Raw genomic sequence first — 25,204 nt, forward strand, 5'->3', positions numbered from 1 at the left:
AAAAGTACTCATGGAGAGTGATAATAATGAATGGAAAGAATTATGAAGAGTACAATTAAAAAAACGGTTATCGCAATGTGCTGTACGGCAGCATTACTCTTAACGGCTTGTAATAGTGATGATGATAAAAATATTTTTCAAGAAAAAGTGTTTGTTGCTGAGAAAGCTTATCAAAAAGATAGTCTAGAGCAAGCTTCCAAAATCCAAATTATGACTTATTTAATGCCGAATGTTCTGGGTCAGAAAACTAAGGCTACAGCAATGGTCATGTTTCCTAAGACTGCTCAGCCAGCAGCAGGATGGCCAGTAGTGGTATGGGCACATGGAACAACTGGTGTTGGAGACGAATGTGCACCAAGCAATAATGTACTCAATTCGAATTTTGAAATTTTAGCGAACAATCTTCTTAAAGAAGGTTATGTCATTGTAGCCCCTGATTATGAAGGTTTGGGGGTTAAAGGGATTCATCCTTATCTTCATCTATCTAGTGCTGCACAATCTGCGATTCATGCAATAAAGTCAGTTCACCAAGCATATCCATCACGATTAAATAAATCTTGGATGTCTGTCGGCCAATCCCAAGGGGGTCATGCATCATTAGGAATTGCACAATATGCCAATAATGATCCGTATTACAAAGGGGCTGTAGCGACTGCTCCAGCATCCAGTTTGGGTTACATTATTACCCAAGTCGCACCAAATGCCATTTCAGCGATAGAAAGTCAAAATAGAGATTTGGCAATCGCTATTTATTCAGAGCTATTAGCTTATGCTGCTTATACAGGCGTAGGGATTAAAGCATATGAACCTAGATTTTCATTAGCAACGATATTCCAATCTAGGTCTCAAGCTGTGGCAGAGAAAGCTGAGGGGTCGACTGGTGAAAATGGCCTATGCTTGATGCCATTAATTGATGAGTTTAGAAAAGACATTAAGACTTATTTGGAATCAAATTCAACACAAAAAGTAATGGACTATCCTGGGTTAAAGGTTGGCTTTGAAAATGATCCAGTGGTGAGTAGTTTTTTAAGTAATAATCAGCCTGGAACTCAAAAACTCATGAAACCGGTTTATGTGGTTCAAGGTGAAAATGACACCGCTGTCCCATATCAAGTAACACAACAATTAGTAAATCAGTTAAATGGATTGGGGACTCAACCTCCAATTGTATTAGATATTGTGGCAGGAGCATCGCATACACAAGCGATTGTTGAGAAAAATGATGAGGTTGTTGATTTTATTAAATCGTATTTACCGGTGCGTTAAACGTGACTAGGTCAGCTAGGGTGTTGCATCCTAGTTGACACTTAAAGCTAAAGTTTTTTCTATGACTTTATTCTGTTATATTGCCTCGGACTCAATAACACAGGTTTTGTTGATGACTTCATCAAAAAAGAAATTCACCACTAAATTTATTTTATTGGCAAGTCTTGGTCCCCTTATCCCGTTGCTTATCATTGCGATCGCTTTTTTTGCAGTAAAGAGTGATGCAAAGAACAAAGCAGAGTACGATCGGTTACGTGCAGAACAAGCCGCGCGAATTGAAGCTAGAGAAAAACAAGAGCAGCTTGAGCAGAATGCTTCGTCTGTAGCAGAGCCTTTAAACTAATTATTTTTAGCAAGAATATCTTTTTTGAGGCTTTGAACACTTGGGATATCGTTATAGCGAAATACTCGATATCCTGCTTCATACAACATTTGATCGCGTTCAGCATCTTCTTGTTCCTTACCAAGATGACTTGGATCATCGAGTTCGATAATGGCAATAACTTTAAGCTGATCATCCAGTAAGACAAAGTCAGTCACTTTTCGATTAAATTTAGCTCGAATCTTTAGACTGGGGTTTGTGATTAAAGCGCTAAAAGCGACTTGAGCAAGCACATGGTATTGCGGAAAACTCTCTTTTAATCTAAAAAACATTTTACTTTCAAATGCGGTAATAATGCGTTTGGGGTAAAAGCGTTGTGGCTTTTTAAATAATTGTTGAAAGATAATGGTGAGCAGGGCAAGGGTTGCAATAACACCAATAATTAAGAAAGTAATTTGACTGGATTGAAGCACAGGAATTCGTAAATAAAAGCACATATAAGAAAAAACCCACTCGATTGAGTGGGTTTTTAGAATCTTGGCTCTCCAACCTGGGCTCGAACCAGGGACCTGCGGATTAACAGTCCGTCGCTCTACCGACTGAGCTATTGGAGAATCTGGTACGCATTCTATGAGTCAAATGAAGAGAGGTCAAGCCTTAACATTGAAAAATATTAGAAATATGAATCAACTGATTTAAATTTAATCTAAGTGAAACGATCTATAGCTTTTTTAATAAATGGACATACTCTGCTTTACTTTTCAGTGGATTCGCTTTACGACATAAACTCATAAGTTCCATCATGGTTTGTTGTGATGATTCCACATGTACCTCGTTTTGAATTTTTTTGATCAGGAGTGCGTGTTCAGGGGATAGTTCTGAAGTGCAGTGATACAAACGTTCATACATAAGTGCAGGGGCTACTTTATTATGTTCAGATTTCTGAGTGCATTGAAATATAAAGATGAGACTGCCAACAAGTAGAGACCAGAAAATCAGTGATTTAAGCCAAGGTGTATTCATTTTTAGACTTTTTTAGAAAATTAGAATAATTCTATAGCAAATCAAAAATTTAGAGATAAAAAAACCCAAGTCATTATGCTTGGGTTTTTAGAATCTTGGCTCTCCCACCTGGGCTCGAACCAGGGACCTGCGGATTAACAGTCCGTCGCTCTACCGACTGAGCTATGGGAGATTAGATTGGCTCTCCAACCTGGGCTCGAACCAGGGACCTGCGGATTAACAGTCCGTCGCTCTACCGACTGAGCTATTGGAGAATCTGATGCGCATTTTAGGGTTGAAATTACTAGTCGTCAACCAATTATTGTAAAGAAATGAATAGTTTGATTTATTAATACTCAAATTGATGTAAATAACAAAAAAACCATCCTAAAAGGATGGTTTTTTAAACCTAATAAGACGGTTAAATCTTATTTTTCTACGCCAGCTTCTTGACCAGCATATTTTGCGTTAGCGTAATCCCAGTTCACTAAGCTTTCTAAGAAAGTAGAAATATACTTAGGACGAGCGTTACGGAAGTCGATGTAGTAAGCATGTTCCCAAACATCGATCGTTAATACAGCAACTTTACCGTGAGCAAGTGGAGTATCAGCATTTGAAGTTTTCATGATAGAAAGTTTACCATTTACTTCATCAGCAACTAACCAAGCCCAACCTGAACCGAATTGAGTTGTAGCAGCAGCAGCAAATTCTTCAGCAAATTTTTCGTAAGAACCGAAAGCTTCGTCAATTTTAGCAGCTAAAGCACCAGTGGCTTTACCACCACCGTTTTTAGCCATACAATTCCAGTAGAATGTGTGGTTCCAAACTTGTGCTGCGTTGTTGAAGATACCCGCTTTAGAAGCATCACCAGCAGAAGCTTTGATGATTTCTTCAAGCGTTTTACCTTCAAGATCAGTACCTGCAATTAGGTTGTTTAAATTAACAACATAAGTATTGTGGTGTTTGTCGTGGTGGTATTCTAAAGTTTCTTTGCTGATGTGTGGAGCAAGATCTTCGTAACCGTACGGAAGAGCTGGTAAAGTAATCGTTGTCATGTTTTAAGTTCCTTGCATTGTGCTGGGTTTTACATCGAAGTGTACTTATTGTAATAGATTCTCACCATATTTTGCGCATTACTTATAAATAAGAATACAGAATAAAGCGTGAATTAATACGTATAAGCTCACTCCAATTTAAAACGCGTGGTTAAATCAATTTAAATAGGATTATTGAGTTCAACGTAATGATATTCAAGACCAAATTGTTCACAAATTGCTTGACCTAGTCGTTGAACACCATAACGTTCAGTCGCATGATGTCCACATGCGTAATAATGCACATCTAATTCTACAGCTTGATAAAAGGTACGCTCACTGACTTCACCTGAAATATAAGCATCGCAATTTTGTTCGGCAGCTTTAGTGATAAAGTCTTGAGCCCCGCCAGTACAAAATCCAACTTTTTGAATACTTGGTTTATCAGCCATCAAATGTATCGCATCATAATTAAGTTGTTGTGACACAAAAGCTTTAAACTCATCTGGTGTCATTGCATTTTTTAAATAGCCGATATTTCCAATGGGATGACGTTCACTCGGATCAAGTGCTTCAATTTGATCAAGATGAAGTAAATCTGCTATCGCAGCATTATTTCCCAAGCTAGGGTGGCTATCGAGAGGTAAATGATAAGCTAATAGTGAAATATCATGTTGAATGAGTGATTTAATTCGCTTGCCACGCATTCCTGTAATCGGAGATGGCTCACCTTTCCAAAAATAGCCATGGTGAACCAATAAAACATCAGCTTGCAGCTCGATTGCAGCATCAATGGCTGATTGAGAAGCCGATACAGCACAAACAATTCGCTTTACTTCTGTTTTACCTTCGATTTGCAGACCATTGGGAGCGTAATCTTTAAATTCATTGGCCTTTAGGGTCTGATCACACCATTGGATAATGTCGTTTAGCTTTGCCATAATGTTCTTAAGTCTGTGAAAATATAAAGATCAAAGCATATTTTTAATCTTAACTAAAGCCGAACAAAACTATTTTCACAATTTTAGGTATATAAATTTTTTTTGATTACAATATGCAGTCATAAAATACTTTTGTCATCAATAAATTAAAATTCTCAGAGGATATTAAAGTGCGCCGGTCCTTTACATGGTTACCATGGGTGTTACTCATTATTGTCATTATTAGTTTTGTCACATGGCAAAAACTAAATCAACCAAAGCCTCAAATAGCAGCTGATGGATATAAAATGCCAGCTGAAAAAGTAGAACCTTTGGTGGATACGACACGTTCTGGGGGAGTAGTGTCATACAATGCTGCGGTAAAGGTTGCAGCACCTGCAGTCGTTAATATTTTTACAACACAAACTGTAAAAAAAGTGGATCATCCGATTTTAAATGATCCTGTTTTTAGAGAATTTTTTGGTGGTCAATTACCTGAACGTTTTGGACAAGAACCAAATGAAAATAGTTTGGGTTCGGGGGTGATTGTTCGACCTGATGGTTATATTCTGACTAATAATCATGTGATTGCACAGGCTGACCAGATTGTTGTGGCTTTGTATGATGGTCGTCGAGCAGAAGCCAAAGTAATTGGAACAGATCCTGATACGGATTTAGCAGTCATTAAAATCGAAATGGACAAACTGCCAGTGCTTCCTTTCAAACTGAGTGGAAATGAAGTTGGAGATGTTGTACTCGCAATTGGTAATCCATTTGGCGTGGGACAAACAGTTACGCAAGGGATCATATCTGCGACAGAACGTTCGGGATTGGGTATAAATTTCTATGAAGATTTTATTCAAACCGATGCTGCTATTAATCCAGGTAATTCTGGGGGAGCACTCATTGATGTTGCAGGTAATTTGATTGGGATTAATACTGCAATTTTCTCGCAATCGGGTGGTTCTTTAGGAATTGGTTTTGCTATTCCTGCTAAAGTCTGCCAGCAAGTTCTGAATTCAATATTAAAAGAAGGCAGAGTAATTCGAGGGTGGCTAGGTATTGGTTTGGCGAATCCGACGCAACCCGATGTATTACAACCTCGTGAAAAGGGTGTAATTGTGAGCAGCGTCTATGAGTCTGGTCCTGCAGATAAAGCTAAGATTAAAGTCGGTGATCGGATCATGAAAGTAAATGATCAGGAGATCAACAATCCATCACAATTGATTAATTATGTTGCAATGCAATCACCGAATACCTCTGCAAAAATTGAGATTTTACGTGAAGGTAAGAGCATCAATACTAAAGTGGTTATTGGTGAACGACCAGCTGAAACCAGCGATCGTAATAGCCAGTATATTCCATTACCTCGTCGTTAAATTAACAAGCCCCAGTAATATGGGGCTTTTTTATAATTCTTAGATTCTATATTGTTTCATACCTTTGAATGAATCTGAATAAATCTGCTATTTAATAATTAAATACGGTCATGCATTCCTAAGTTACGGTGAGATAGAGTTTTAACACATGCAAAATTGAATTCACTCAACAATGATTAAACAGTGTACGAAACAAAAAAAGCCAGTGGTTCACTGGCTTTTTTTGAGAATAAAATTAGCTTTCCTGTTGAATACCCGCAACCAACCAATCTTGACTAGAACCTGCTGGTTTAACGAAATGCCAAACTTCAGCAAACGGTTGTGGAAGGCTATTTAAGTCTTCACTTACCGTACCCGTGAAACGAACGCTGACAACGTATTGACCATTTTCAGTCGCAGAATCAACAACCATAGCATTCAGATTTGAAAACTCAGCTACGTCTTGATCTTGGTTACCCATAATATCGTTATACATCGATTGATAAAGATCAGGCGTCAAATAACGTTGAATCTCAGCAATATTACTTGCCGTATTCATTGATTGAATATGGTTGAAGCGTTGGCGTGCAATGCGTAAGAAAGCAGCTGGTTCAGTTCCGTCAGGTAGCTGACTTCCACTAGACATTGTTGCTGCACCAAAAGGAGCTTGTGGTGCTTGACCAAATGGCGCTTGAGATGCAGCTGTGCCACCGCCCACAGATTGACCAAAAATATTGGTATTGTCATTAGACCCTGAAGGGCGAGGTGCAGCAGTTTGACCAAACGGTGCAGATTGTGGACCTGAACTGTTTGGTGCATAAGGGTTGTTAGCCGCTAATTTTTTTTTTGCTCCGAATTTACGGAAGATGAAGAACGCAGCAGCAGCAATAATCAACAACCATACCCAACTTGGGATACCACCATCTTCCTCAGGTTGTGCAGCAACTTCTGCTTGACTTGCTGGAACAGTATCATCATCTGCTAAAGCATTTGCTGCGACTGCACCAATTGCAGCACCAGCAACACCAGCAGCGACCATACCACCCACACCAGGACCAGACTTTTGAGGCGCAGTCGCTGGAGCAGCAGGTTGTTGGGCAGGAGTAGCTTGACGTGGTTGCTGATATGATTGGGTTGGAGCAGCAGAACGGCTCATACCATGGCTTTTACCACCACCAGCACGTTTTGCTTCTGCAAAAGGCGCTACCATGAGTGTCGCCATTAAAATACCCGCAACTAAACTACGCTGTCGAACTTCCATCTAAAATTCCTATTTTAAAAAGTTAATTTCACACTGTATTTATGCAGTCTTTTGGCTTAAATTTCAACTTAAACCTCAATTTTTTTCAGTATTCATACACAGTGTATAGTTAAATAAATTGATCAGCTGAATTAATGTTCATCCGCTAAGCTCATCGCTTCAGTTAAAGCTTCATGTAGACGGGCAACGGCGATAATGCGAACACCAGGAATATCCTTTTGTGGTGCATTCGCTCTAGGGACTATAATATATTTAAACCCGTGCTTAATTGCTTCCTTCAACCGTTCCTGCCCGTTAGGTACGGGACGAATCTCTCCCGATAATCCCACTTCGCCAAATACAGCCAATTGCTGAGGGAGTGCTTTTGCTCTCAAACTTGAAGCACAGGCCAATAAGACGGCGAGATCTGAACCCGTTTCAGTAATTTTTAAGCCACCAACAACATTCACATATACGTCTTGACCAGAAGTTTGAACACCACCATGACGGTGCATGACGGCGAGTAGCATATTCAAACGGTTTTGCTCAAGACCCAATGCAACACGGCGAGGTTGACCATGCGCGTCATCTACTAGGGCTTGCACTTCAACTAAGAGTGGACGTGTGCCTTCTCGACTAATCATGACGATAGAACCAGGAATCGCTTCATCATATCGGCTAAGAAAGATGGCTGAGGGATTGGCAACCTCTCTAAGCCCTTTATCAGTCATCCCAAAAACACCGAGTTCATTGACTGCACCAAAACGATTTTTAACAGCTCGAATCATTCGATAACGTGAATCAGATTGACCTTCAAAATAAAGTACGCAATCGACCATGTGTTCTAAAACACGAGGGCCAGCTAAAGCACCTTCTTTGGTCACATGACCCACAATAAATAAAGCTGTTCCGCTGTTCTTCGCAAAACGTGTCAGAAGGGCTGCAGATTCTCGAATTTGAGAAACGCCGCCTGGCGCAGACTGTAAAGTTTCAGTGTATAAAGTTTGAATCGAGTCTAAGATCGCGACAGCAGGTCGTTCATGCGCTAATACTTCGCAAATACGCTCTACGCACGTCTCAGCCATCACTTTTAATTGATCAGTTGGAAGATCCAAACGATTGGCACGTAATGCAACTTGAGATAAAGATTCCTCACCAGTGACATATAGGGCGGAACTTTTCGCGGCAGCCATATGGGTTGCCGTCTGCAAAAGAATTGTTGATTTACCAATACCAGGGTCACCACCGATCAGTACAACTGAACCAGTAACAAGCCCTCCGCCTAAAACGCGATCAAATTCTCCAATCCCTGTTGCTAAACGTGTTTCGTGAGAAACTGAAACTTGATTCAATGTAGTGATTGATGCTGCTTGACCAGCATAACCGCCTGCAATTTTTGGATTTGCGCGATGCGTAATCGCTGGGGCAATGGTGACTTCAACTAAACTGTTCCATTCTCCGCATTCTGAGCATTGACCTGCCCATTTAGGATGATCTGCGCCACATTGTTCACAGCGATATACACTTTTTGCTTTAGCCATAACTTGATATAGGTTTTGTGATTTTCTATATGCTGAGCATACTGAGTAAAGGTCGCGAAAACAAAAAAATATTGATCAAATTTAAAAACAATAAGACAAGTCATGACGTGTGCTTTAACGAGATATTGAATTAAAGCGATCATGAATTAATTTATACTCATATCAAGAATCGACTGAGTTATTTGATATGCGCTTGTACGCCCAACATATTGATGCCATCGCACGTGAAATACAGCGTGATGTGCTGTTTATTCATTTTGAGAATTACACGGATGATCAGAATGAGGAAGAAAATATTCGAGATCTTGTGATTACATGGCTTGAACAACATGAAATTGAATTTGAGCCATGTCTAGGTTTGTCAGGTGAGGATGAAATTGATAGCTATCTGGGTGACCTATATCTAGATATTCCTTTTGATGAGCAAAATAAGCAGTATCAGCTGGTTAAAAATTATCTTGAAGATGAACAAGGCAATATGATAATTGAACATGTTCTATTTTTTGTATTGAGCTTAGAGGTTGCGGAAGAAATTGCAAAGGATCAAGAGGAAAAACAAAATTTGAATGAGCAGAAATTTTCGTGAAAAGATAAAAAAGCCTCATCAATGAGGCTTTTTTATTGGTTTAATTCTATTAATTTATTTAATAAAGCTCACCAGATTTTCGACGTTCAATAAAGTCTTTAGATTCTTTTGCAATGACTCCAGAAAGTAATAATAAGGCAATTAAGTTTGGTGCTGCCATTAACCCATTGAAGGTGTCTGCGAAAAGCCAAACTAAATCAAGTGTGACGACACAGCCTACAAATACCGAAGCAATATAAATGAGACGATAGATAAATACTGACTTTTCACCCAGTAAATAGGTGCAACATTTTTCACCGTAATAACTCCAACCTAAAATAGTTGAATAAGCAAAAAAGATGATTCCGAACGTAACAACCCAGCCCCCAAATCCTGGTAGTAATTTGTCAAAAACACTAATGGTCAAAACAGCCCCAGTTTGATCACCAAATGTTTGTCCTGCCATGATGAAACCCATAACAAGAACAATACCCGTAATTGAGCACACAATAATCGTATCAATGAATGTACCTGTCATTGAAACTAGGCCTTGACGGGCAGGGTGATCAGTTTTAGCTGCTGCCGCTGCAATTGGAGCAGAGCCCATACCAGCTTCGTTTGAAAATACACCACGGGCAACACCGTAACGAATCGCTGCACCGATGGCTCCACCTGCTGCTGCCTCGCCTGTAAAAGCATAGGTGATAATCATTTTAAGAGCTGGTAATACCAATTCTAAATTATTCAAAATAATAATTAAGCCGCCGATGATATAACCCAAGGCCATGACAGGAACAATAATTGAGGATGCTTTCGAAATAGATTTGATGCCACCTAAAATCACCAAAGCAGATAAAATCGTAATAATGATGGCAGTGGTGAGCGTGCTTATACCCAAACTATTTTCTACTGCTAATGCCACTGTGTTTGATTGAACTGAGCTACCAATACCAAAGGATGCCAATGTACCAAATAATGCGAAGAGGACAGCGAGCCACTTCCATTTTGCACCAAGTCCTCGTTCAATGTAGTACATTGGACCACCAGACATTTCACCTTTTTCATTTTTTACACGATATTTGACTGCCAGAACACCTTCACCGTATTTGGTTGCCATACCGAAAAATGCAGTCATCCACATCCAGAAGACAGCACCTGGACCACCCAGCACACAAGCTGTCGCTACCCCTGCGATGTTACCTGTACCAATCGTGGCTGAAAGTGCAGTCATGAGTGAGGCAAACTGTGAGATATCTCCCGAGTCTTTTTTATCGGGGTGTTTCCCAAACACTTGTTTGAATGCTAATGGAAGCATCCTGAATTGCCAAAAAAGTAGACGGAATGTTAAGAAAACACCTGTCCCAACAATCAGCACCAGCATATAAGGTCCCCAGACTAAGCCGCTGAGTGTTTCCATGATTGATTGTATTTCTTGCATAAATTACCTTCTTATTTTCCTGATTGTTTTTTACATGCATGATCAAGCAAGGGATATGCCATACTTTTGTGCGATCAAACACATCATTCCTTTTGATTATTTTTTGCACTTATATTTTTTACATATAACAACAAGATTTTCAATATTTTACTCAAAATAAGATAAATAAATATGATGAATAAATGATCATTCTGGCGATATATAAGAAAAATGAATTAATACTTTAAACTAATTAGAAAATATTGATCGTGCTAATTTTCTTTTTGAAATCTGATTTTTTTCAGTTAAGTTGTGCCGATTAATATATTTGGTGAATTTGAAAATGTCAGATCAAAATATAAATTCGCCTCAGCAAAATGGTGAATTACAACGAAGTCTATCCAATCGACATTTGCAGTTAATTGCAATTGGAGGCGCAATTGGAACAGGTTTGTTCATGGGCTCTGGGAAAACAATTAGCCTAGCTGGTCCTTCAATCCTTGTAATTTACATGATCATCGGTTTCATGGTTTTTTTAGTGATGCGAGCACTAGGCGAATTGTTGCTTTCAAATTTGCAATATAAGTCTTTTATTGATTTCGCCACGGATTTAATTGGACCATGGGCAGGTTACTTTGTGGGCTGGACCTACTGGCTGTGTTGGATCACCATTGGTATTGCAGATTTATCGGCGATCATTTATTACCTTCAGTTCTTCAATAATGGGATGCCTTTTAGCCCTGAAGAAGGGGTAATGATTAGCATCGCTGCAATCGTATTTATCATGGGATTGAATCTTGTTACGGTGAAACTGTTTGGTGAATTAGAATTCTGGTTTGCTTTAATCAAGATTATCGCAATTGTGGTTTTAATTGGCGTTGGCTTTTGGATGATATTTACAGGTTTCACTTCTACATCAGGTGAAATCGCAGCATTCAGTAATATTTGGTCACACGGCGGGATCTTCCCAACAGGTGCAATCGGTTTCTTGGCAGGCTTCCAAATCGCAATTTTTGCTTTTGTGGGTGTAGAACTGGTGGGTACAACCGCAGCTGAAACTAAAGATCCTGAAACGAATTTGCCGAAAGCTGTCAATTCGATTCCTATTCGAATCATTATTTTCTATGTTTTATCGTTGCTGGTGGTGATGTCGGTTACACCATGGAATACGATTGATCCGAATATTTCCCCATTTGTAAACTTGTTTAGTCAAGCAGGTATTGCAGCCGCTGCTATTATTATGAATTTGGTTGTATTGTCTTCAGTGATGTCATCGATGAACAGTGGCGTATTCTCAACCAGCCGCATGCTGTTTGGCTTGTCGCGCGAGACTCAAGCTCCTGAAGCTTTTGGAAGACTGAATAAGCGAGCTGTGCCAGCGAATGCCTTGTATTTCTCAGCAGTATGTTTGTTACTAGGGGCAGCACTGCAATACTTCGTACCGAATACGGTGGAAGCATTTACTTTAGCGACAACACTTTCCACCATTTTATTTATTTGTGTATGGTTGATGATCATTTGGAGTTATGTGGTCTATTACAAAACACGCCCAGAACTTCATGCCAAATCGAAATTTAAACTACCAGGTGGATTGGTGACATGTGCGATTGTTGCTATATTCTTTATTGGTATGATTGGGGTATTGGCTTTAGAAGATGATACTCGCCGTGCATTGATGGTGAGCCCGATTTGGTTTGTTATTCTGATCATTGGTTATTTTGGTTTTTATAAGAAAAAATAAAAACTTATAAATGATTTGCAATTTAAGTCAAAAGAAACGTCAGTAAAAACTGGCGTTTTTTTATTTCTGTTGCGTTAAATACTTTGGTGAATTAGATGATCAAGGTATACTTCTATAAATTTTACTGATAGGTGTAGGTATGCGTATTTTGATCGGAGTTATCAGTGCAGCCGTTGTTTCAATTTTGGCTGGATGTGGTCAGACTGGTGCATTACAACTACCCAGTGATCCAAACTATGACAAGCGAGCACAATATTTAATTTATAAAAACAGTGATCGCCCAAGTCAGGATCAAGCTGAACCTAAAGCAGATGCTGTACCTACTCAAGATTAATATTCATTTATTTTTTTTCTCCAGCGCAATTTAGAAAGGATACATCCATGAGTTTCCCTCGCATTCAAGGGGTTTTGCACGCAGAACAATGTTCATTGGATCAACTTGCTCAGCAATTTGGTACACCACTTTATGTTTATTCAAAAGCAACTTTTGAAAAACATTATTTGGATATGGATCGTGCTTTTAATTTTATCGATCACCAAATTTGTTTTGCAGTGAAGTCAAACTCAAATATCGCTGTTCTAAATGTGTTGGCGAAACTTGGTTGCGGGTTTGATATCGTGACTGGTGGTGAATTAGCACGTGTTTTACGCGCAGGTGGTGACGCTTCTAAAATAGTCTTCTCTGGTTTGGGCAAGTCTGAAGCTGACATTCGTCAAGCATTAGAAGTGGGTATTGCTTGTTTTAATGTGGAATCATATGCAGAGCTTGACCGTATTCAAAAAGTTGCAGCAGAACTTAATGTAAAAGCTCCAATTTCACTTCGGGTAAATCCAGATGTTGATGCCAAAACACATCCATATATCTCGACTGGTCTTAAAGAAAATAAATTTGGTATTCCTTCTGATTCGGTATATGAAACTTATCAGTATGCAGCAAGTTTAAGTCACTTAGATATCGTAGGAATTGATTGTCATATTGGTTCACAATTGACTGAAACTCAACCTTTTGTTGATGCACTTGATCGTGTCATGAACATGATTGAAGCATTGAAAAAATTAGGGATCAACCTAAAACATATTGATATTGGTGGTGGTCTTGGTGTGACTTATAAAGATGAAGTTCCACCGACAGTTGAAGAATATGCAAATGCTTTACGTCCTGCATTAGAAAAACTTGGTCTTAAAGTGTATATGGAGCCAGGTCGTAGTATTTCAGCGAATGCTGGCGTATTGGTGACGAAAGTTGATCTTTTGAAACCAACCAATCATCGCAATTTTGCAATTGTTGATGCAGCAATGAATGACTTGATTCGTCCTTCTTTGTACGAAGCTTGGATGGATATCCAAGAGGTTAATCAAAATTCGCAAACTGAGAAAAAAGTTTGGGATGTGGTTGGTGCGATCTGTGAAACAGGTGACTTCCTCGGTAAAGAGCGTGAACTTGCGATTCAAGCGAACGATCATTTAGCCGTTTTAGGTGCAGGTGCTTATGGTTTTGTGATGAGTTCAAATTACAACAGCCGAGGTCGTGCAGCAGAGGTGATGGTTGACGGTGATCAAGCACACTTAATTCGTGAACGTGAAACGATTGAGTCTCTGTGGGAACGTGAGTCCTTATTGCCTTAAGGAGACAATAGATGTTGCTAGAATTTACTAAAATGCATGGTCTAGGTAATGACTTCATGGTGGTTGATTTAATCAGCCAACGTGCTTATCTAGATCCTGTCATGATTCGCCGGTTGGCTGACCGTAATTTTGGCATCGGTTTTGATCAGTTATTAGTTGTTGAAACACCAGATCATCCAAACGTTGATTTCAAATATCGCATTTTTAATGCGGATGGTTCTGAAGTTGAGCAATGCGGCAATGGCGTTCGTTGTTTTGCCAAATTTGTTCATGATCGTCATTTAACCAATAAAACTAAATTCAAAGTGCAAACAAAGGCGGGGATTGTCGAGCCTGAGTTGGGTGCGAATGGATGGGTTCGTGTGAACATGGGGTATCCGAAGTTCTTACCGAACCAAATCCCATTTCTAGCAGAAGCTCCAGCTGCTTTATATGATTTAGCTTTAGCGGATAATGAGACGATCAGCATCGATGTGGTCAATATGGGAAATCCGCATGCAGTGACTATTGTTCCAGACGTGTTAACTGCTGATGTTGCTAAAATAGGCCCGCAAGTGGAGTCGCATGAACGTTTTCCTGAGCGTGTAAATGCTGGATTTATGCAGATCGTTGATGAAAAACATGCTCGATTACGAGTTTTTGAACGTGGTGTGGGAGAAACATTAGCTTGTGGTACAGGTGCATGTGCTGCTGCTGTCTCAGGTATGCGCCGTGGTTTATTGTCTAGCAATGTGGAAATCGAACTTGCCGGCGGTAAATTGCTGATTGAATGGAAAGAGGGAGATGTGGTTTGGATGACTGGTCCAACTGCAACGGTTTATGAAGGTCGTTTGGATCTACGTTATTTTCAATAAAACTTATTTCCTAACTAAAAAGCCCTGAAATTCAGGGCTTTTTACTTTATGATTTGTTGGAATGCCCACGAGTATTGATGATTAGACATCGATTCAATAGAGAGAAAGCCAAATGCAATATGGCGCAATGCAATTGCTGTCAATGTGGTTGAAAGAGAGAAAGATTCAAAATCAATCTGAGCATACGCTTGAGGCGTATTTCCGTGATGTGTCTGGTTTCATTGACTTTTGTTATGAAAAGAAAATTGAATTAAATCAGGTTGAAGCATCTGATTTACGAGAATATATGGCTTATAAGGTTGAACATCATCAACTCAATAGTGCAAGCTTACAACGTCATTTAACAGCCATTCGTCAATTCATGAAATGGGCTGTGGAAGGGAAATATGTATCGAATAATCCCATTCATGATTTTAAGTTAAAAAGACAGCCAAGGCCTTTGCCGGGTATGGTTGATGTCGAAACGATTCAGCAAATCATGGATCAACCTGCACCTGAATCCTCTCAAGATCATCTCTTGTGGTTAAGAGATAAAGCTATTTTGGAGTTGCTTTATTCAAGTGGTTTGCGATTAGCTGAAGTACAAGGATTGAATATTCGAGATATCGATTTTACACGACAATTACTTCGAATTACGGGTAAGGGAAATAAAACTCGGGTTGTTCCTTTTGGTTTAAAAGCGAAAACAAGTTTAATTGAATGGCTCAAAGTCCATCGTATCTGGTGTGGAGACATTGAATTGGATTCCCCAGTTTTTATTACCAAAAAAGGGAGTCGATTGACGAATCGACAGATTGAAAATCGAGTCAAATTGCAAGCACAAAGAGCGGGCGTAAATGTGGATTTACATCCTCACTTACTGCGACACTGTTTTGCTAGTCATCTGCTTTCAAACAGTGGTGATTTACGAGCAGTTCAAGAAATGCTAGGTCATAGTAATTTATCTACGACACAAATTTATACTCAGTTAGATTTTGATCGTTTGGCTCAAGTCTATGATAAAGCTCACCCTAGAGCCCAAAAATCTTAATCCTCAGTATTAAGTATATTGAATATACCTAATACTGTACTGAATGATAAAGTTATCTGTTTATAGTGCTGGTGTGTGTATAGGTATCATACGTGCGGGATTCACTTTTTGGAATGCGACTGCGATTTCAAATAAAGTCGGCTCATCAAATTCACGAGCAATAAACTCGATGTTAACATTCATAGGATAACTACTGCGACTTGAGTTGACTGATTTAGCAGGCATAGATAATGCAGGAAAACCACTAAACGGACTTAGGCGATTATTGGTACCTGTGGTCGGGCTACTTCCTAAATTACCAGCGAACCCAGTAATAGAAGGGTAGGCTAAAGCGTCGTATTGTACGCCTTTACGAGTACCATCTAGTTCAACATTATTTAAAGCGCTGTTCATGCGTAAGCGCACGAATGGACTTCTTTCAATGGTGTTGCGCTCATAATTCTCAATATATGAAGCACTTGTTGGATCAGAATTATAGCCACTGAAGTTACGGATCATTAGTTCACTAGCGAGTAAATCTTCATACGATTGGTAAATACTTCTTGTGGTCTTTAAATACTCTGTAAGTGATATTTTAAATTCAGCACTTGAAAGACTCGAATAACGTGTCAAAATTGTATTTAGATCGCTTATTGTAACTATTTCTACAGTTGCTCCAGCCTCTTCAAGTTTAGTAATTGCGTTGTCCATTGCTTCTTTAACGAGATTGTAGTCTTCTTTCTGTTGAGTGGTTGAACCTTCGGAAGGGTAAAGTGCTTGTACTATACCAATACGCTTTCCTGCAAGACTTACAGTGTCATGAGGAACGTAGCTATTCGGTTGATTAATCAATTCGCGATAAGCAGACTCTGATTTTAGAAGAGGAGAAGTACGTGCAAATTCACTGCGTTGATTTGAACTTAATGAGCTATCGAATCCGATCATTGCATCCATTAACTTTGCACAGTCAATAGCTTGTCTACACATTGGTCCAGCAGTATCTTGAGTTGGTGCCAGTGGAATAATTCCATCTTGGCTCAAAAGACGTAAAGATGGTCGTAAACCGACAAGACCCTGTACTGATGAAGGCACACGAATTGACCCTCCCGTATCAGTTCCTATTCCCACCATTGCAAAACTTGCAGATATGGCAGCGCCAGTTCCTGATGATGAACCACCTGGGCCTTTACTTAAGTCATACACATTTTTAGTTTGATCACCTAGAGTTGATTTTCCACCAAAGCCGAAAGCGAACTCATCAAGATTGGCTTTTCCTAAAATGATTCCGCCATTTTCTTTGATATTTTTTATGATATAGGCATCATCATGTGGAAAATTATCTTTTAATGCTACAGAACCTGCTGTGTTCGCCATATCTACAGCATCAATATTGTCTTTAGCGAGTACAGTGACACAGTGAAGAGGTCCTGAAAGTTTCGAATTTTTTGCAAATTGTTGGTCGAGCACTTCTGCTTCTTTAAGTGCATTTGGGTTTAAAGAAATAATGCTATTGAGCTCTGGACCTTGTCGATCGTAAGCTGATATACGATTTAAATATCCTTGCACAACATCAACACAAGATGAACCTTTGCTTAAAATCGAGTTATGCAAATCACTAATGGTTGCTTCTACAGGATTAAACGGGACAGGAGGCGGCGTGTTAGAATTATTTGTGCTACTTTCATTGTCACCACAGGCTGTTAAGAAAGTTGCTATCGTGACAACAAGCAAAGTTTTTTTAAATGTGATCATGTGCATTCCCCAGATTAAGTTCAAACTGGTTAAGCAATGAATGTGCCACTCTAAAAATGAATGAAATTTACAGTTTTATGCTCCAGAAAATAGCTAATAACCATTGGTATAAATAAAATGCGTTAATTTAATGCGAATAAAATTATTTGAAAAATAATGTATTGTTGGGATTGAGCTTTTGAAAGCTGCGCTTTTAAAAATAATTTTCCCTTAAACTTTAGCTTAAATTTTTCGAATTGATTTTTTTTAATACGATTTTTAAGGTATAACTTTAATAGATGGATTTAAGTTGTATACAAATTAAAAAATATTTTGCAGGAATGATTAGGTCAAGCCATGATTGACAATATTGATCAAAAGTATCAGCAACTCTCTTCAGCACAAAAAGACATTTTTGCAGGTTATGGTTTACGTCAGGTGAAACATTTTGTGGAAATCAATTTACCGATGATTGAGGCCGCTCTACCTAACAATGCCTATGTGCAGGGTATTAATACTGAAGGAAAAATCCAAGCGATTGATCCAATAGCATCTAAGACTTATTTGTGGATTTCTGATCAGCAATGGCAAGAAAGACCTATTGCAGATCAAGGAGTTGATTTGAAAGAAGACTTTATTGAAGTTTGGAAAATTTTTGAACTAGAACAATATCCTATTATTGAATTGAGTCACGTCCATCGTGATTACTTGGCGGCGCTCAATCAAGTTTGAAAAAAATCATTTAAAAAACAGGGCTAATAATTTTAGCTCTGTTACTTTATAGAAAATTAAATTTACCCATTTCCAACAACTCAATACATAAAGATAAAATTATTGATTAAATAACGTTCAATTTTGTTTCATATATTTATTCTGCTCATTCGATTCAGTCAAATTCTTTACACTTGTCTAGTAATTTTGAATTTTTTTGGAGAGGGGTAAATGATTAAATTTCATGAAAATAATATCCATGCCGCCATTTTTGATATGGATGGCACAATGTTTGATACGGAGCGACTTCGTTTTCAAACTTTGAAGCAAGCATCATTAGAACTCATTGGTGTCGAATTTACAGACGCCTATTTATTATCTTGTTTGGGTTTAAGTGCTCGTAGTGCCGAAAAACTGGCAAATCAGCAATATGGTCAAGAAGTGCCGTATGCGGAAATTAGAAAGCGAGCAGATCAGCTAGAACTTGAGCAAGTAAGAAAATACGGAGTGCCGATTAAATTTGGACTCATGCAAGTTCTTGAACGTTTAAGAAAGTCCAATCTGAAAATGGCAGTAGCAACTTCGAGTCGACGTGAAATAGCTGAAGAGTATTTAATCAATGCCAATGTATATAAGTTTTTCGACATTATCGTATGCGGCGATGAGGTTGATAATGGAAAACCACACCCAGAAATTTTCTTAAAAGCTGCTGAGCAACTGAACATTGATCCAACTTTATGTTTAATGTTTGAAGACTCAGAAAATGGAGTGATGTCGGCGTTTGAAGCGGGTGGATTAACGGTATTACTTCAAGATATCAAAGAACCTAATTCAACCATGCTCGAAAAAGCGAATTTCTTTTACGAAAGCATGCATGATTTTCTGGAAGATTTGAATCAATTTACACCAAAATTAAAAATGCCTGCTCTATTTGACTCTTTTCCTCAGACTTTAAATCAGCATGTCGTGGGGATACATGGTTTTGGGGCAATAGGTGGTGGCTATATTGCCCAAGTATTGTCTCATTGGGATGGATATACTCGACCAAAACAAATCTATGCTTCAACGCGGAATTCACTCTATAGAAATAGTGTGAATACTTTTGGTGGTTACAGTATTCGTTATGGGCAACACTCTCATGACGAGCGAATAGACAATATAACCGTCATAGATGCATCAAATATTGAAATGATGCAGCACATGTATATTGAATCAAGTTTAATTGCACTGTGTTTACCTGAAAAGGCAATCGAGCAAGAGGCTAAAACCATTGCTCAAGGGTTGTATGCGCGTTATATCCATTTTGAAGAACAGTTGAATCCTCTAACAGTTTTAATTGTTTTGAACAAAGTAGGCGCAAAATCATTAATTGAACAACAGATTTGTAGTGCTTTGCATGAAATTACGGATGCGAAGACGGTCAATATCATCATGTCGCAGCACTATTTTTGCGATACAGTAGTCAATCGAATGGTAGCGAAAATTACAGATCAAAAATTATTTAGACAGTTAAAAATCAAATACAACATTTTTAGACATGTGCAGGATGAGCATGATTTAGACGTGACGGATGTGGATGAAGGGACGCGTTTAAATGCTGAACAAGAACAATTGGCTACTCAGTATATTGACGATCTATACGAAAAATTCAAATCGGCGCATATTCTACAGAATCTAGAATTAATCTTATTCCATGCCGAAACAGATATGCCACTTTATGTAGAAAATAATAGTCCTTTATTAGAAAAAATGCGCCAAATGATTCTGGTTGAAGAGATTGAAGAGATACAGTTAATCAAAAATCGCATGTGGAATGGTGTGCATGCAATGACAGCATGGGCTGCAAGTTTTCGACAATATGAAACAATCGGGATTGCACTGTCTGATGAGCAAATTTCTAAATTTATGTTGGCAGTACTCCATGAGGTTAAAGTTGGATTAAAGGATCTACTACCACATCGAAAAGAAAATTTAGAATTGTTGGCGAAGAGTTTTATCGACTCTTGTGAGACGGCTTATAAAGACCCATGTGATCGAGTGGCACGAGACCCATATCGTAAGTTAGGTTTTGGTGAGCGGGTACTATCTTCATTGGCATACAATTTTCAACGTGGCAAGCCTTATCAGGAAATTTTCAAAGGGCTTGTATTGGGTTATGCATACGTTATATTGAAGCAAAATCAACGATTTGAAGATGTGATTCGGCATTTTGCTCAGCAACTTAGTCAAACTGAATTGGAACTTGAGGATCAATTGTATTTACAGGAAGAGCTGAAACGGAGACTCAAAATTTGTGATCCTAAATTGAGTGAATCGGTGAATGAGCATGCACTTTTAGAAAATATTTTGAATGAAAAAATCGAGGTTGAAAAAACTTAAAGTATTGAACATTCGACTTTTGACTAGATCAAAATGGATAATCGGTCCGATCTGAAAAGTCAGTCGGATCGATTGCTTTATGGTATTAAATTGATTGCAGGGGCAGTTGATAGCTTTGTTTAATGATTTGACTGGGTAAATCCGTTTTCACACTGGTAATCCCATTTTTTTTGGTTAAGTGTTCTGACTGAAATTTACGATAGTTCTCCAAATCAGGTACGACAACTTTTAACATCGCATCACATTCGCCCAAAATAATATAGCACTCCATGACTTGAGGGAGTTCTTTCATCGCTTCAATAAAAGTATCGATGGTTTCAGCGTCTTGTCCCACCAACCAAATACGCGAAAATAGAATAAGTTGTAATCCGATTTTTTGAGGATCAACAATGGTTGTGTATTGCTGGATGACTCCAGCATCTTCGAGAATTTTTACGCGTCTTAAACAAGAGGATGGTGATAAGCCAATCTCTTTGGCTAAATCATTATTTTGAATTCGACCGTTGGTTTGAAGTTCATGAATGATACTTTTATCGATACGATCTAATTTAACTGAAATTGATTTAGATATTATTTTCATATATTAGAATTAAATTCTAAAAATTAAAGAATAAATAGAATATTTGAAATCCTATTTTATGTAAATTCGAAGATACTTTTTTTTCATTTTCATTAATGATGGAAGAAAGAAAATGTCTACCTATTGGTTATTTGCTTTGACAGTTATCCCTCTTATTTTTACGCCTGGTCCGGATATGTTATTTATTCTGTCACAGGTAATGGGTAAAAATGCGAAAGCAGGCGTTATGGCGACTTTAGGGGTGTGTTTGGGTTATTTCGTCCATTCTTTTTTAGTCGTTGTGGGTATTGCGGCTATCATTATTTCTTTCCCTATTATTTTTGAAACGATCAAATGGTTAGGAATCTGTTATTTGCTTTATTTGGCATTTAATTTGATTCGATCTGCGCTTAATCACAAAAATATTGAAATTAAACAAAGTCAGGTCAATAGTCCGATTAGACGCGGTTTTATAACATCCTTACTTAATCCTAAAGGTATGCTTATTTATTTTGCGATTTTGCCTCAATTTATTAACCAGCATACCTCTTCGATTATGGGACAGGGGATTGTCTTATCCCTAATCTTCATTGGATTATGCTTAATTATTTATTCATCATTGAGTTTTGTATTTGCATTTTTGACACAGAAAACAGGGATAAATGAAAAACGTCAAAAATGGATTGATGGTGGTTCGGGAGTGATGCTTTCATTGGCAGCAACATGGCTCATTGTGAATTAACATTAAAAAAACGCAAACTAATGTTTGCGCTTTCTATTCAAATAGAATTAACTTTGGTTAAATTATACTCAAAAAGAAGAGCTGTTATTGTAATTTTTGCTGTCTGTTATGACATTTTTTACCTCAAATTTGGTGACTCACGCCAACGCTTTTCAACGTAAAATAAGAGTCTACAGCATCAATTCAACTGATGTAGTTAATAAATTAAAAAAATATTAAAAATCAAAGTTTAATTTTTTACAAAAAATATTGAAAAGCTGACAAATTTATTAACAAAATAATTTTGTGAACGCTCCGTTCAACGAAAATTACGCTTTTTTACAGCAGTTTTGTGAATTGTGACTTGACCGAAATGCCAAACACATTGCAAGATAGGACACCTAAAAATTTTAAATGAAGAGTTATTATAACTTTTCTGAATATTTACTTCTGTTAAAACAGCCGAGGATTACATGAAGGCTCTTGTTGCTGTAAAACGTGTGGTTGATGCCAACGTTAAAGTTCGCGTAAAGCCGGACAATAGTGGGGTTGACCTTACTAACGTTAAAATGTCAATTAACCCATTCTGTGAAATCGCAGTGGAAGAAGCGGTTCGCTTAAAAGAAAAAGGAACTGTTTCAGAAATCGTTGTTGTTTCTATTGGTCCTAAAGAAGCGCAAGAACAAATCCGTTCTGCAATGGCGCTTGGTGCAGACCGCGGTATCCTAGTTGAAGCTGATGATAGCCAACTTGGTGCTTTAGAAGTTGCGAAGATTCTTAAAGGCGTTGTAGACGCTGAACAGCCACAACTTATCCTTCTTGGTAAACAAGCAATTGATGACGACTCTAACCAAGTTGGTCAGATGCTTGGCGCATTACTTGGTGCTGGTCAAGGTACATTTGCTTCAGAAGTTAAAGTTGAAGGCGATAAAGTACAAGTGACTCGTGAAATCGACGGTGGTTTACAAACTGTTGAACTAGCACTTCCAGCGATCATTACGACTGACTTACGTTTGAATGAGCCACGTTATGCTGCTCTACCAAACATCATGAAAGCACGTAAGAAACCGCTTGATACTAAATCTCCTGCAGATTTTGGTGTTAATCCTGCAACTAAGCTTAAGACTGTTAAAGTTGAAGCGCCTGCTGAACGTAAAGCTGGTGTTCAAGTGAAGTCTGTTGATGAGCTTGTTGAAAAACTAAAAAATGAAGCGAAAGTGATCTAATACAGAAGGATAAAAATCATGAGTATTTTAGTAATCGCTGAGCACGACAACAAAGCACTTAACGGTGCAACTTTAAACGTTGTAGCTGCGGCTCAAAAAATCGGTGGTGATATCACTGTATTAGTTGCTGGTTCAGGCGCTCAAGCAGTTGCTGATGAAGCTGCTAAAGTTGCTGGTGTAAGCAAAGTTCTTTTAGCTGACGATGCTGCATATGCAAACCAATTGGCTGAAAATGTAGCAAAGCTTGTTGCTTCAATTGGTACAGGCTATTCACACATTCTTGCGGCGTCTACAACGACGGGCAAAAACGTACTTCCACGTGCTGCAGCACTTCTTGATGTAAGTATGATTACTGACATTATTGCAGTTGATGGTCCTAAAACTTTCAAGCGTCCAATCTATGCTGGTAACGCGATTGCAACTGTAGAGTCTGGTGAATCAGTTGTTGTTGGTACAGTTCGTGGTACAGCGTTTGATGCAGTTGCTGCTGAAGGTGGATCTGCTGCGGTTGAAGCTGCAACTTCTCCTGGTGATGCGGGTATTTCTAAGTTCGTATCTGAAGAAATCGTAAAATCAGAACGTCCAGAATTAACAGCAGCTCGCATTGTTGTATCTGGTGGACGTGGTGTAGGTTCTGGTGAGAATTACCATAAAGTACTTGATCCATTAGCTGATAAGCTTGGTGCAGCTCAAGGTGCATCTCGTGCAGCAGTAGATGCTGGTTTCGTTCCAAACGATATGCAAGTTGGTCAAACGGGTAAAATCGTTGCGCCAGACCTTTATATTGCTGTAGGTATCTCTGGTGCGATTCAGCACTTGGCAGGTATGAAAGATTCTAAGGTGATCGTTGCGATCAACAAAGATGAAGAAGCTCCAATTAATGCAGTAGCTGACTACTGGTTAGTAGGTGACTTAAATACAGTGGTTCCAGAATTAGTTTCTAAAATCTAATTCAGCATTGCTGTACTAATGCTCTGATCGAGTAATGATTCATTTCATTTTACTTGGTCAGGGCATTTTTATATTTAATCATCAAAAAAATCTCATAAAACAAAATTATAGATTATTCTCATCAAGGGATCAGAATTTACCGTTTTATATGTTTTTTGTAATTGTGATATGATTCGCCATCATTTTTTAAGCTCATTCATACTTTCAATGTATTAATGAGGGAGTTTGTGTTTTGCTGGTCGACACCCGAATAACATTACCGCTTGTTCTAATCGCGGTCTCATGTTTAATTTTTCCATTATTTAATCAAGTCCATTTCAATGTGTTTGGTATGGAAGACGTGCGTCTGATTGAAAATTTACAGGCTCTTTTATTGTTGTCCTTTGCAGTTATTAGCTATTTTTACATAAAGCCTTTACAGCTTAGAGAAGGTAAGAAAGAGTTTTGGCTTTGGGCTGTTTGCTGGTGGGTTTTATTGTTTGGTCGTAGTACCAGTTGGGGGCGAGATTATTTCCCTGATGTCCCAAAAATCTATTTTCGAGGTATCTCAATTGTATTGATTGGGTCTGTGGTTTTTCCACTATTGAACCAAAAATTACGCACAGAGATTGTGAACAAGTTTAAGACAGCTATTATCCCAGTTTGGGCCTTGGTTTTGGCTGTGATTGGGCTCGTTGTTTCTGATGCGATAGAGCATCATCGCTTTATAGGGATGCTCCTGCTCACAGAAAATAGTAATGAAAGCTTACTCGAAGAGCTGTATGAGTTTCCGTTGATTTTAAGCTTATTTGCAATTTCTTTTAGTTTAATGAAAGCGGACAAGCGCGAACTTCATCATTGAAGAATATTCATGTATTTATAAAGATCCTTACGAGGATCTTTTTTATGTATAAGTAGCAAAAAAAGTGATTTTTATCATTCATTTTAGGGCAATACTGTTTAAGAATTTTGTGTTGAAAATTTAGTCATTTTTATGAATAAAATTAAACAGATCATCCATAAAATTTAGGGACAAAAATACGGATTTGTGC

Annotated in this window: 24 protein-coding genes and 3 tRNA genes; 15 read left to right on the forward strand and 12 right to left on the reverse strand. The window is 38.4% G+C overall.

Annotated elements, in window-relative coordinates; all coding sequences use genetic code 11:
• The first annotated feature begins 42 nt into the window (after nt 1-42).
• Nucleotides 43-1,266 carry an alpha/beta hydrolase family protein gene (locus AC1M83_RS00295; RefSeq protein ID WP_481589694.1) on the forward strand — a complete coding sequence of 408 codons (1,224 nt, stop codon included), beginning with the start codon at nt 43-45 and terminating at the stop codon, nt 1,264-1,266.
• Nucleotides 1,267-1,378: 112 nt separating this feature from the next.
• Entirely contained in the window at nt 1,379-1,609 is a 231-nt protein-coding gene (locus AC1M83_RS00300; protein ID WP_051586562.1) for a hypothetical protein, read from the forward strand.
• Here the strand turns inward: AC1M83_RS00300 and AC1M83_RS00305 are convergent.
• The 7 genes from AC1M83_RS00305 to AC1M83_RS00335 form a co-directional block, all read right to left on the reverse strand.
• Complete coding sequence (locus tag AC1M83_RS00305; protein ID WP_481589695.1) at nt 1,606-2,085, reverse strand: DUF2726 domain-containing protein; 480 nt, start codon at nt 2,083-2,085, stop codon at nt 1,606-1,608. The genes AC1M83_RS00300 and AC1M83_RS00305 overlap by 4 nt on opposite strands.
• Before the next feature lie 41 nt (nt 2,086-2,126).
• Nucleotides 2,127-2,202, reverse strand: a tRNA-Asn gene (locus AC1M83_RS00310).
• Nucleotides 2,203-2,308: 106 nt separating this feature from the next.
• Nucleotides 2,309-2,611 (reverse strand): hypothetical protein, encoded by a 303-nt coding sequence (locus tag AC1M83_RS00315; protein ID WP_481589696.1) that lies wholly within the window; start codon nt 2,609-2,611, stop codon nt 2,309-2,311.
• Between the two features lie 96 nt (nt 2,612-2,707).
• Nucleotides 2,708-2,783 (reverse strand) — tRNA-Asn (locus AC1M83_RS00320).
• A 6-nt stretch (nt 2,784-2,789) separates the two neighbouring features.
• Nucleotides 2,790-2,865, reverse strand: a tRNA-Asn gene (locus tag AC1M83_RS00325).
• Between the two features lie 153 nt (nt 2,866-3,018).
• Nucleotides 3,019-3,645: a superoxide dismutase gene (locus tag AC1M83_RS00330; RefSeq protein WP_092765960.1), complete on the reverse strand. Its 627-nt coding sequence runs from the start codon at nt 3,643-3,645 to the stop codon at nt 3,019-3,021.
• A 161-nt stretch (nt 3,646-3,806) separates the two neighbouring features.
• Nucleotides 3,807-4,565, reverse strand: coding sequence for a Nif3-like dinuclear metal center hexameric protein (locus tag AC1M83_RS00335; protein ID WP_481589697.1), 759 nt, complete (start codon nt 4,563-4,565; stop codon nt 3,807-3,809).
• A 170-nt stretch (nt 4,566-4,735) separates the two neighbouring features.
• On the opposite strand from AC1M83_RS00335, the gene AC1M83_RS00340 reads away from it, so the two are divergent.
• Nucleotides 4,736-5,923 carry a trypsin-like peptidase domain-containing protein gene (locus AC1M83_RS00340; RefSeq protein WP_481589698.1) on the forward strand — a complete coding sequence of 396 codons (1,188 nt, stop codon included), beginning with the start codon at nt 4,736-4,738 and terminating at the stop codon, nt 5,921-5,923.
• 235 nt (nt 5,924-6,158) lie between these two features.
• Here AC1M83_RS00340 and AC1M83_RS00345 read toward each other — a convergent pair whose 3' ends face one another.
• Entirely contained in the window at nt 6,159-7,163 is a 1,005-nt protein-coding gene (locus AC1M83_RS00345) for a Tim44 domain-containing protein (protein WP_481589699.1), read from the reverse strand.
• 131 nt (nt 7,164-7,294) lie between these two features.
• Nucleotides 7,295-8,683: a DNA repair protein RadA gene (gene radA, locus AC1M83_RS00350; RefSeq protein WP_035267023.1), complete on the reverse strand. Its 1,389-nt coding sequence runs from the start codon at nt 8,681-8,683 to the stop codon at nt 7,295-7,297.
• 187 nt (nt 8,684-8,870) lie between these two features.
• Here radA and AC1M83_RS00355 point away from each other — a divergent pair, with 187 nt between their 5' ends.
• Nucleotides 8,871-9,269 carry a hypothetical protein gene (locus AC1M83_RS00355; protein WP_481589700.1) on the forward strand — a complete coding sequence of 133 codons (399 nt, stop codon included), beginning with the start codon at nt 8,871-8,873 and terminating at the stop codon, nt 9,267-9,269.
• Nucleotides 9,270-9,327: 58 nt separating this feature from the next.
• Here AC1M83_RS00355 and AC1M83_RS00360 read toward each other — a convergent pair whose 3' ends face one another.
• The gene (locus tag AC1M83_RS00360; protein WP_179998488.1) at nt 9,328-10,686 is read right to left on the reverse strand and encodes an alanine/glycine:cation symporter family protein; all 1,359 of its coding nucleotides are present in this window, start codon (nt 10,684-10,686) and stop codon (nt 9,328-9,330) included.
• 322 nt (nt 10,687-11,008) lie between these two features.
• Here AC1M83_RS00360 and AC1M83_RS00365 point away from each other — a divergent pair, with 322 nt between their 5' ends.
• The 5 genes from AC1M83_RS00365 to AC1M83_RS00385 all read left to right on the forward strand — a co-directional run bounded on the left by AC1M83_RS00365 (nt 11,009) and on the right by AC1M83_RS00385 (nt 15,916).
• Complete coding sequence (locus tag AC1M83_RS00365) at nt 11,009-12,406, forward strand: amino acid permease (RefSeq protein WP_481589701.1); 1,398 nt, start codon at nt 11,009-11,011, stop codon at nt 12,404-12,406.
• Between the two features lie 139 nt (nt 12,407-12,545).
• Nucleotides 12,546-12,740, forward strand: a complete 195-nt coding sequence (gene lptM / locus AC1M83_RS00370) for an LPS translocon maturation chaperone LptM (protein WP_035267033.1) — start codon at nt 12,546-12,548, stop codon at nt 12,738-12,740.
• 47 nt (nt 12,741-12,787) lie between these two features.
• The gene (gene lysA, locus AC1M83_RS00375) at nt 12,788-14,032 is read left to right on the forward strand and encodes a diaminopimelate decarboxylase (RefSeq protein WP_481589702.1); all 1,245 of its coding nucleotides are present in this window, start codon (nt 12,788-12,790) and stop codon (nt 14,030-14,032) included.
• Nucleotides 14,033-14,043: 11 nt separating this feature from the next.
• Nucleotides 14,044-14,886, forward strand: a complete 843-nt coding sequence (gene dapF / locus AC1M83_RS00380) for a diaminopimelate epimerase (protein ID WP_092765969.1) — start codon at nt 14,044-14,046, stop codon at nt 14,884-14,886.
• 112 nt (nt 14,887-14,998) lie between these two features.
• Nucleotides 14,999-15,916 carry a tyrosine recombinase XerC gene (locus tag AC1M83_RS00385; RefSeq protein ID WP_481589703.1) on the forward strand — a complete coding sequence of 306 codons (918 nt, stop codon included), beginning with the start codon at nt 14,999-15,001 and terminating at the stop codon, nt 15,914-15,916.
• A 60-nt stretch (nt 15,917-15,976) separates the two neighbouring features.
• Here AC1M83_RS00385 and AC1M83_RS00390 read toward each other — a convergent pair whose 3' ends face one another.
• The gene (locus AC1M83_RS00390; RefSeq protein WP_481589704.1) at nt 15,977-17,647 is read right to left on the reverse strand and encodes an amidase; all 1,671 of its coding nucleotides are present in this window, start codon (nt 17,645-17,647) and stop codon (nt 15,977-15,979) included.
• A gap of 336 nt (nt 17,648-17,983) precedes the next feature.
• Here AC1M83_RS00390 and AC1M83_RS00395 point away from each other — a divergent pair, with 336 nt between their 5' ends.
• A complete protein-coding gene (locus AC1M83_RS00395; protein WP_481588525.1) occupies nt 17,984-18,358 on the forward strand; it encodes a hypothetical protein in 375 nt (124 codons plus the stop codon).
• Nucleotides 18,359-18,568: 210 nt separating this feature from the next.
• Nucleotides 18,569-20,716, forward strand: coding sequence for a bifunctional mannitol-1-phosphate dehydrogenase/phosphatase (mtlD, locus tag AC1M83_RS00400; protein ID WP_481589705.1), 2,148 nt, complete (start codon nt 18,569-18,571; stop codon nt 20,714-20,716).
• A gap of 85 nt (nt 20,717-20,801) precedes the next feature.
• On the opposite strand, the gene AC1M83_RS00405 is transcribed toward mtlD, so the two are convergent.
• A complete protein-coding gene (locus AC1M83_RS00405) occupies nt 20,802-21,296 on the reverse strand; it encodes an Lrp/AsnC family transcriptional regulator (protein ID WP_092765973.1) in 495 nt (164 codons plus the stop codon).
• A gap of 112 nt (nt 21,297-21,408) precedes the next feature.
• Between AC1M83_RS00405 and AC1M83_RS00410 the strand changes: the two genes are divergently transcribed.
• From AC1M83_RS00410 to AC1M83_RS00425, 4 genes are all read left to right on the forward strand, one after another.
• Nucleotides 21,409-22,017: a LysE family translocator gene (locus AC1M83_RS00410; protein WP_179998480.1), complete on the forward strand. Its 609-nt coding sequence runs from the start codon at nt 21,409-21,411 to the stop codon at nt 22,015-22,017.
• Between the two features lie 452 nt (nt 22,018-22,469).
• Complete coding sequence (locus AC1M83_RS00415) at nt 22,470-23,222, forward strand: electron transfer flavoprotein subunit beta/FixA family protein (protein ID WP_035266425.1); 753 nt, start codon at nt 22,470-22,472, stop codon at nt 23,220-23,222.
• An 18-nt stretch (nt 23,223-23,240) separates the two neighbouring features.
• Nucleotides 23,241-24,173, forward strand: coding sequence for an FAD-binding protein (locus tag AC1M83_RS00420; RefSeq protein ID WP_481589706.1), 933 nt, complete (start codon nt 23,241-23,243; stop codon nt 24,171-24,173).
• A 331-nt stretch (nt 24,174-24,504) separates the two neighbouring features.
• Entirely contained in the window at nt 24,505-25,014 is a 510-nt protein-coding gene (locus AC1M83_RS00425) for a hypothetical protein (RefSeq protein WP_481586590.1), read from the forward strand.
• Nucleotides 25,015-25,204: the final 190 nt, after the last annotated feature.

The sequence above is a fragment of the Acinetobacter sp. 25-47-130 genome (assembly GCF_056779705.1).

Coding starts and splice junctions, on each gene's coding strand:
- AC1M83_RS00295 (WP_481589694.1), top strand. CDS start 43: ATGAAGAGTACAATTAAAAAAACGGTTATCGCAATGTGCTGTACGGCA.
- AC1M83_RS00300 (WP_051586562.1), top strand. CDS start 1,379: ATGACTTCATCAAAAAAGAAATTCACCACTAAATTTATTTTATTGGCA.
- AC1M83_RS00305 (WP_481589695.1), bottom strand. CDS start 2,085: ATGTGCTTTTATTTACGAATTCCTGTGCTTCAATCCAGTCAAATTACT.
- AC1M83_RS00315 (WP_481589696.1), bottom strand. CDS start 2,611: ATGAATACACCTTGGCTTAAATCACTGATTTTCTGGTCTCTACTTGTT.
- AC1M83_RS00330 (WP_092765960.1), bottom strand. CDS start 3,645: ATGACAACGATTACTTTACCAGCTCTTCCGTACGGTTACGAAGATCTT.
- AC1M83_RS00335 (WP_481589697.1), bottom strand. CDS start 4,565: ATGGCAAAGCTAAACGACATTATCCAATGGTGTGATCAGACCCTAAAG.
- AC1M83_RS00345 (WP_481589699.1), bottom strand. CDS start 7,163: ATGGAAGTTCGACAGCGTAGTTTAGTTGCGGGTATTTTAATGGCGACA.
- radA (WP_035267023.1), bottom strand. CDS start 8,683: ATGGCTAAAGCAAAAAGTGTATATCGCTGTGAACAATGTGGCGCAGAT.
- AC1M83_RS00355 (WP_481589700.1), top strand. CDS start 8,871: ATGCGCTTGTACGCCCAACATATTGATGCCATCGCACGTGAAATACAG.
- AC1M83_RS00360 (WP_179998488.1), bottom strand. CDS start 10,686: ATGCAAGAAATACAATCAATCATGGAAACACTCAGCGGCTTAGTCTGG.
- AC1M83_RS00365 (WP_481589701.1), top strand. CDS start 11,009: ATGTCAGATCAAAATATAAATTCGCCTCAGCAAAATGGTGAATTACAA.
- lptM (WP_035267033.1), top strand. CDS start 12,546: ATGCGTATTTTGATCGGAGTTATCAGTGCAGCCGTTGTTTCAATTTTG.
- lysA (WP_481589702.1), top strand. CDS start 12,788: ATGAGTTTCCCTCGCATTCAAGGGGTTTTGCACGCAGAACAATGTTCA.
- dapF (WP_092765969.1), top strand. CDS start 14,044: ATGTTGCTAGAATTTACTAAAATGCATGGTCTAGGTAATGACTTCATG.
- AC1M83_RS00385 (WP_481589703.1), top strand. CDS start 14,999: ATGCAATATGGCGCAATGCAATTGCTGTCAATGTGGTTGAAAGAGAGA.
- AC1M83_RS00390 (WP_481589704.1), bottom strand. CDS start 17,647: ATGATCACATTTAAAAAAACTTTGCTTGTTGTCACGATAGCAACTTTC.
- AC1M83_RS00395 (WP_481588525.1), top strand. CDS start 17,984: ATGATTGACAATATTGATCAAAAGTATCAGCAACTCTCTTCAGCACAA.
- mtlD (WP_481589705.1), top strand. CDS start 18,569: ATGATTAAATTTCATGAAAATAATATCCATGCCGCCATTTTTGATATG.
- AC1M83_RS00405 (WP_092765973.1), bottom strand. CDS start 21,296: ATGAAAATAATATCTAAATCAATTTCAGTTAAATTAGATCGTATCGAT.
- AC1M83_RS00410 (WP_179998480.1), top strand. CDS start 21,409: ATGTCTACCTATTGGTTATTTGCTTTGACAGTTATCCCTCTTATTTTT.
- AC1M83_RS00415 (WP_035266425.1), top strand. CDS start 22,470: ATGAAGGCTCTTGTTGCTGTAAAACGTGTGGTTGATGCCAACGTTAAA.
- AC1M83_RS00420 (WP_481589706.1), top strand. CDS start 23,241: ATGAGTATTTTAGTAATCGCTGAGCACGACAACAAAGCACTTAACGGT.
- AC1M83_RS00425 (WP_481586590.1), top strand. CDS start 24,505: ATGGAAGACGTGCGTCTGATTGAAAATTTACAGGCTCTTTTATTGTTG.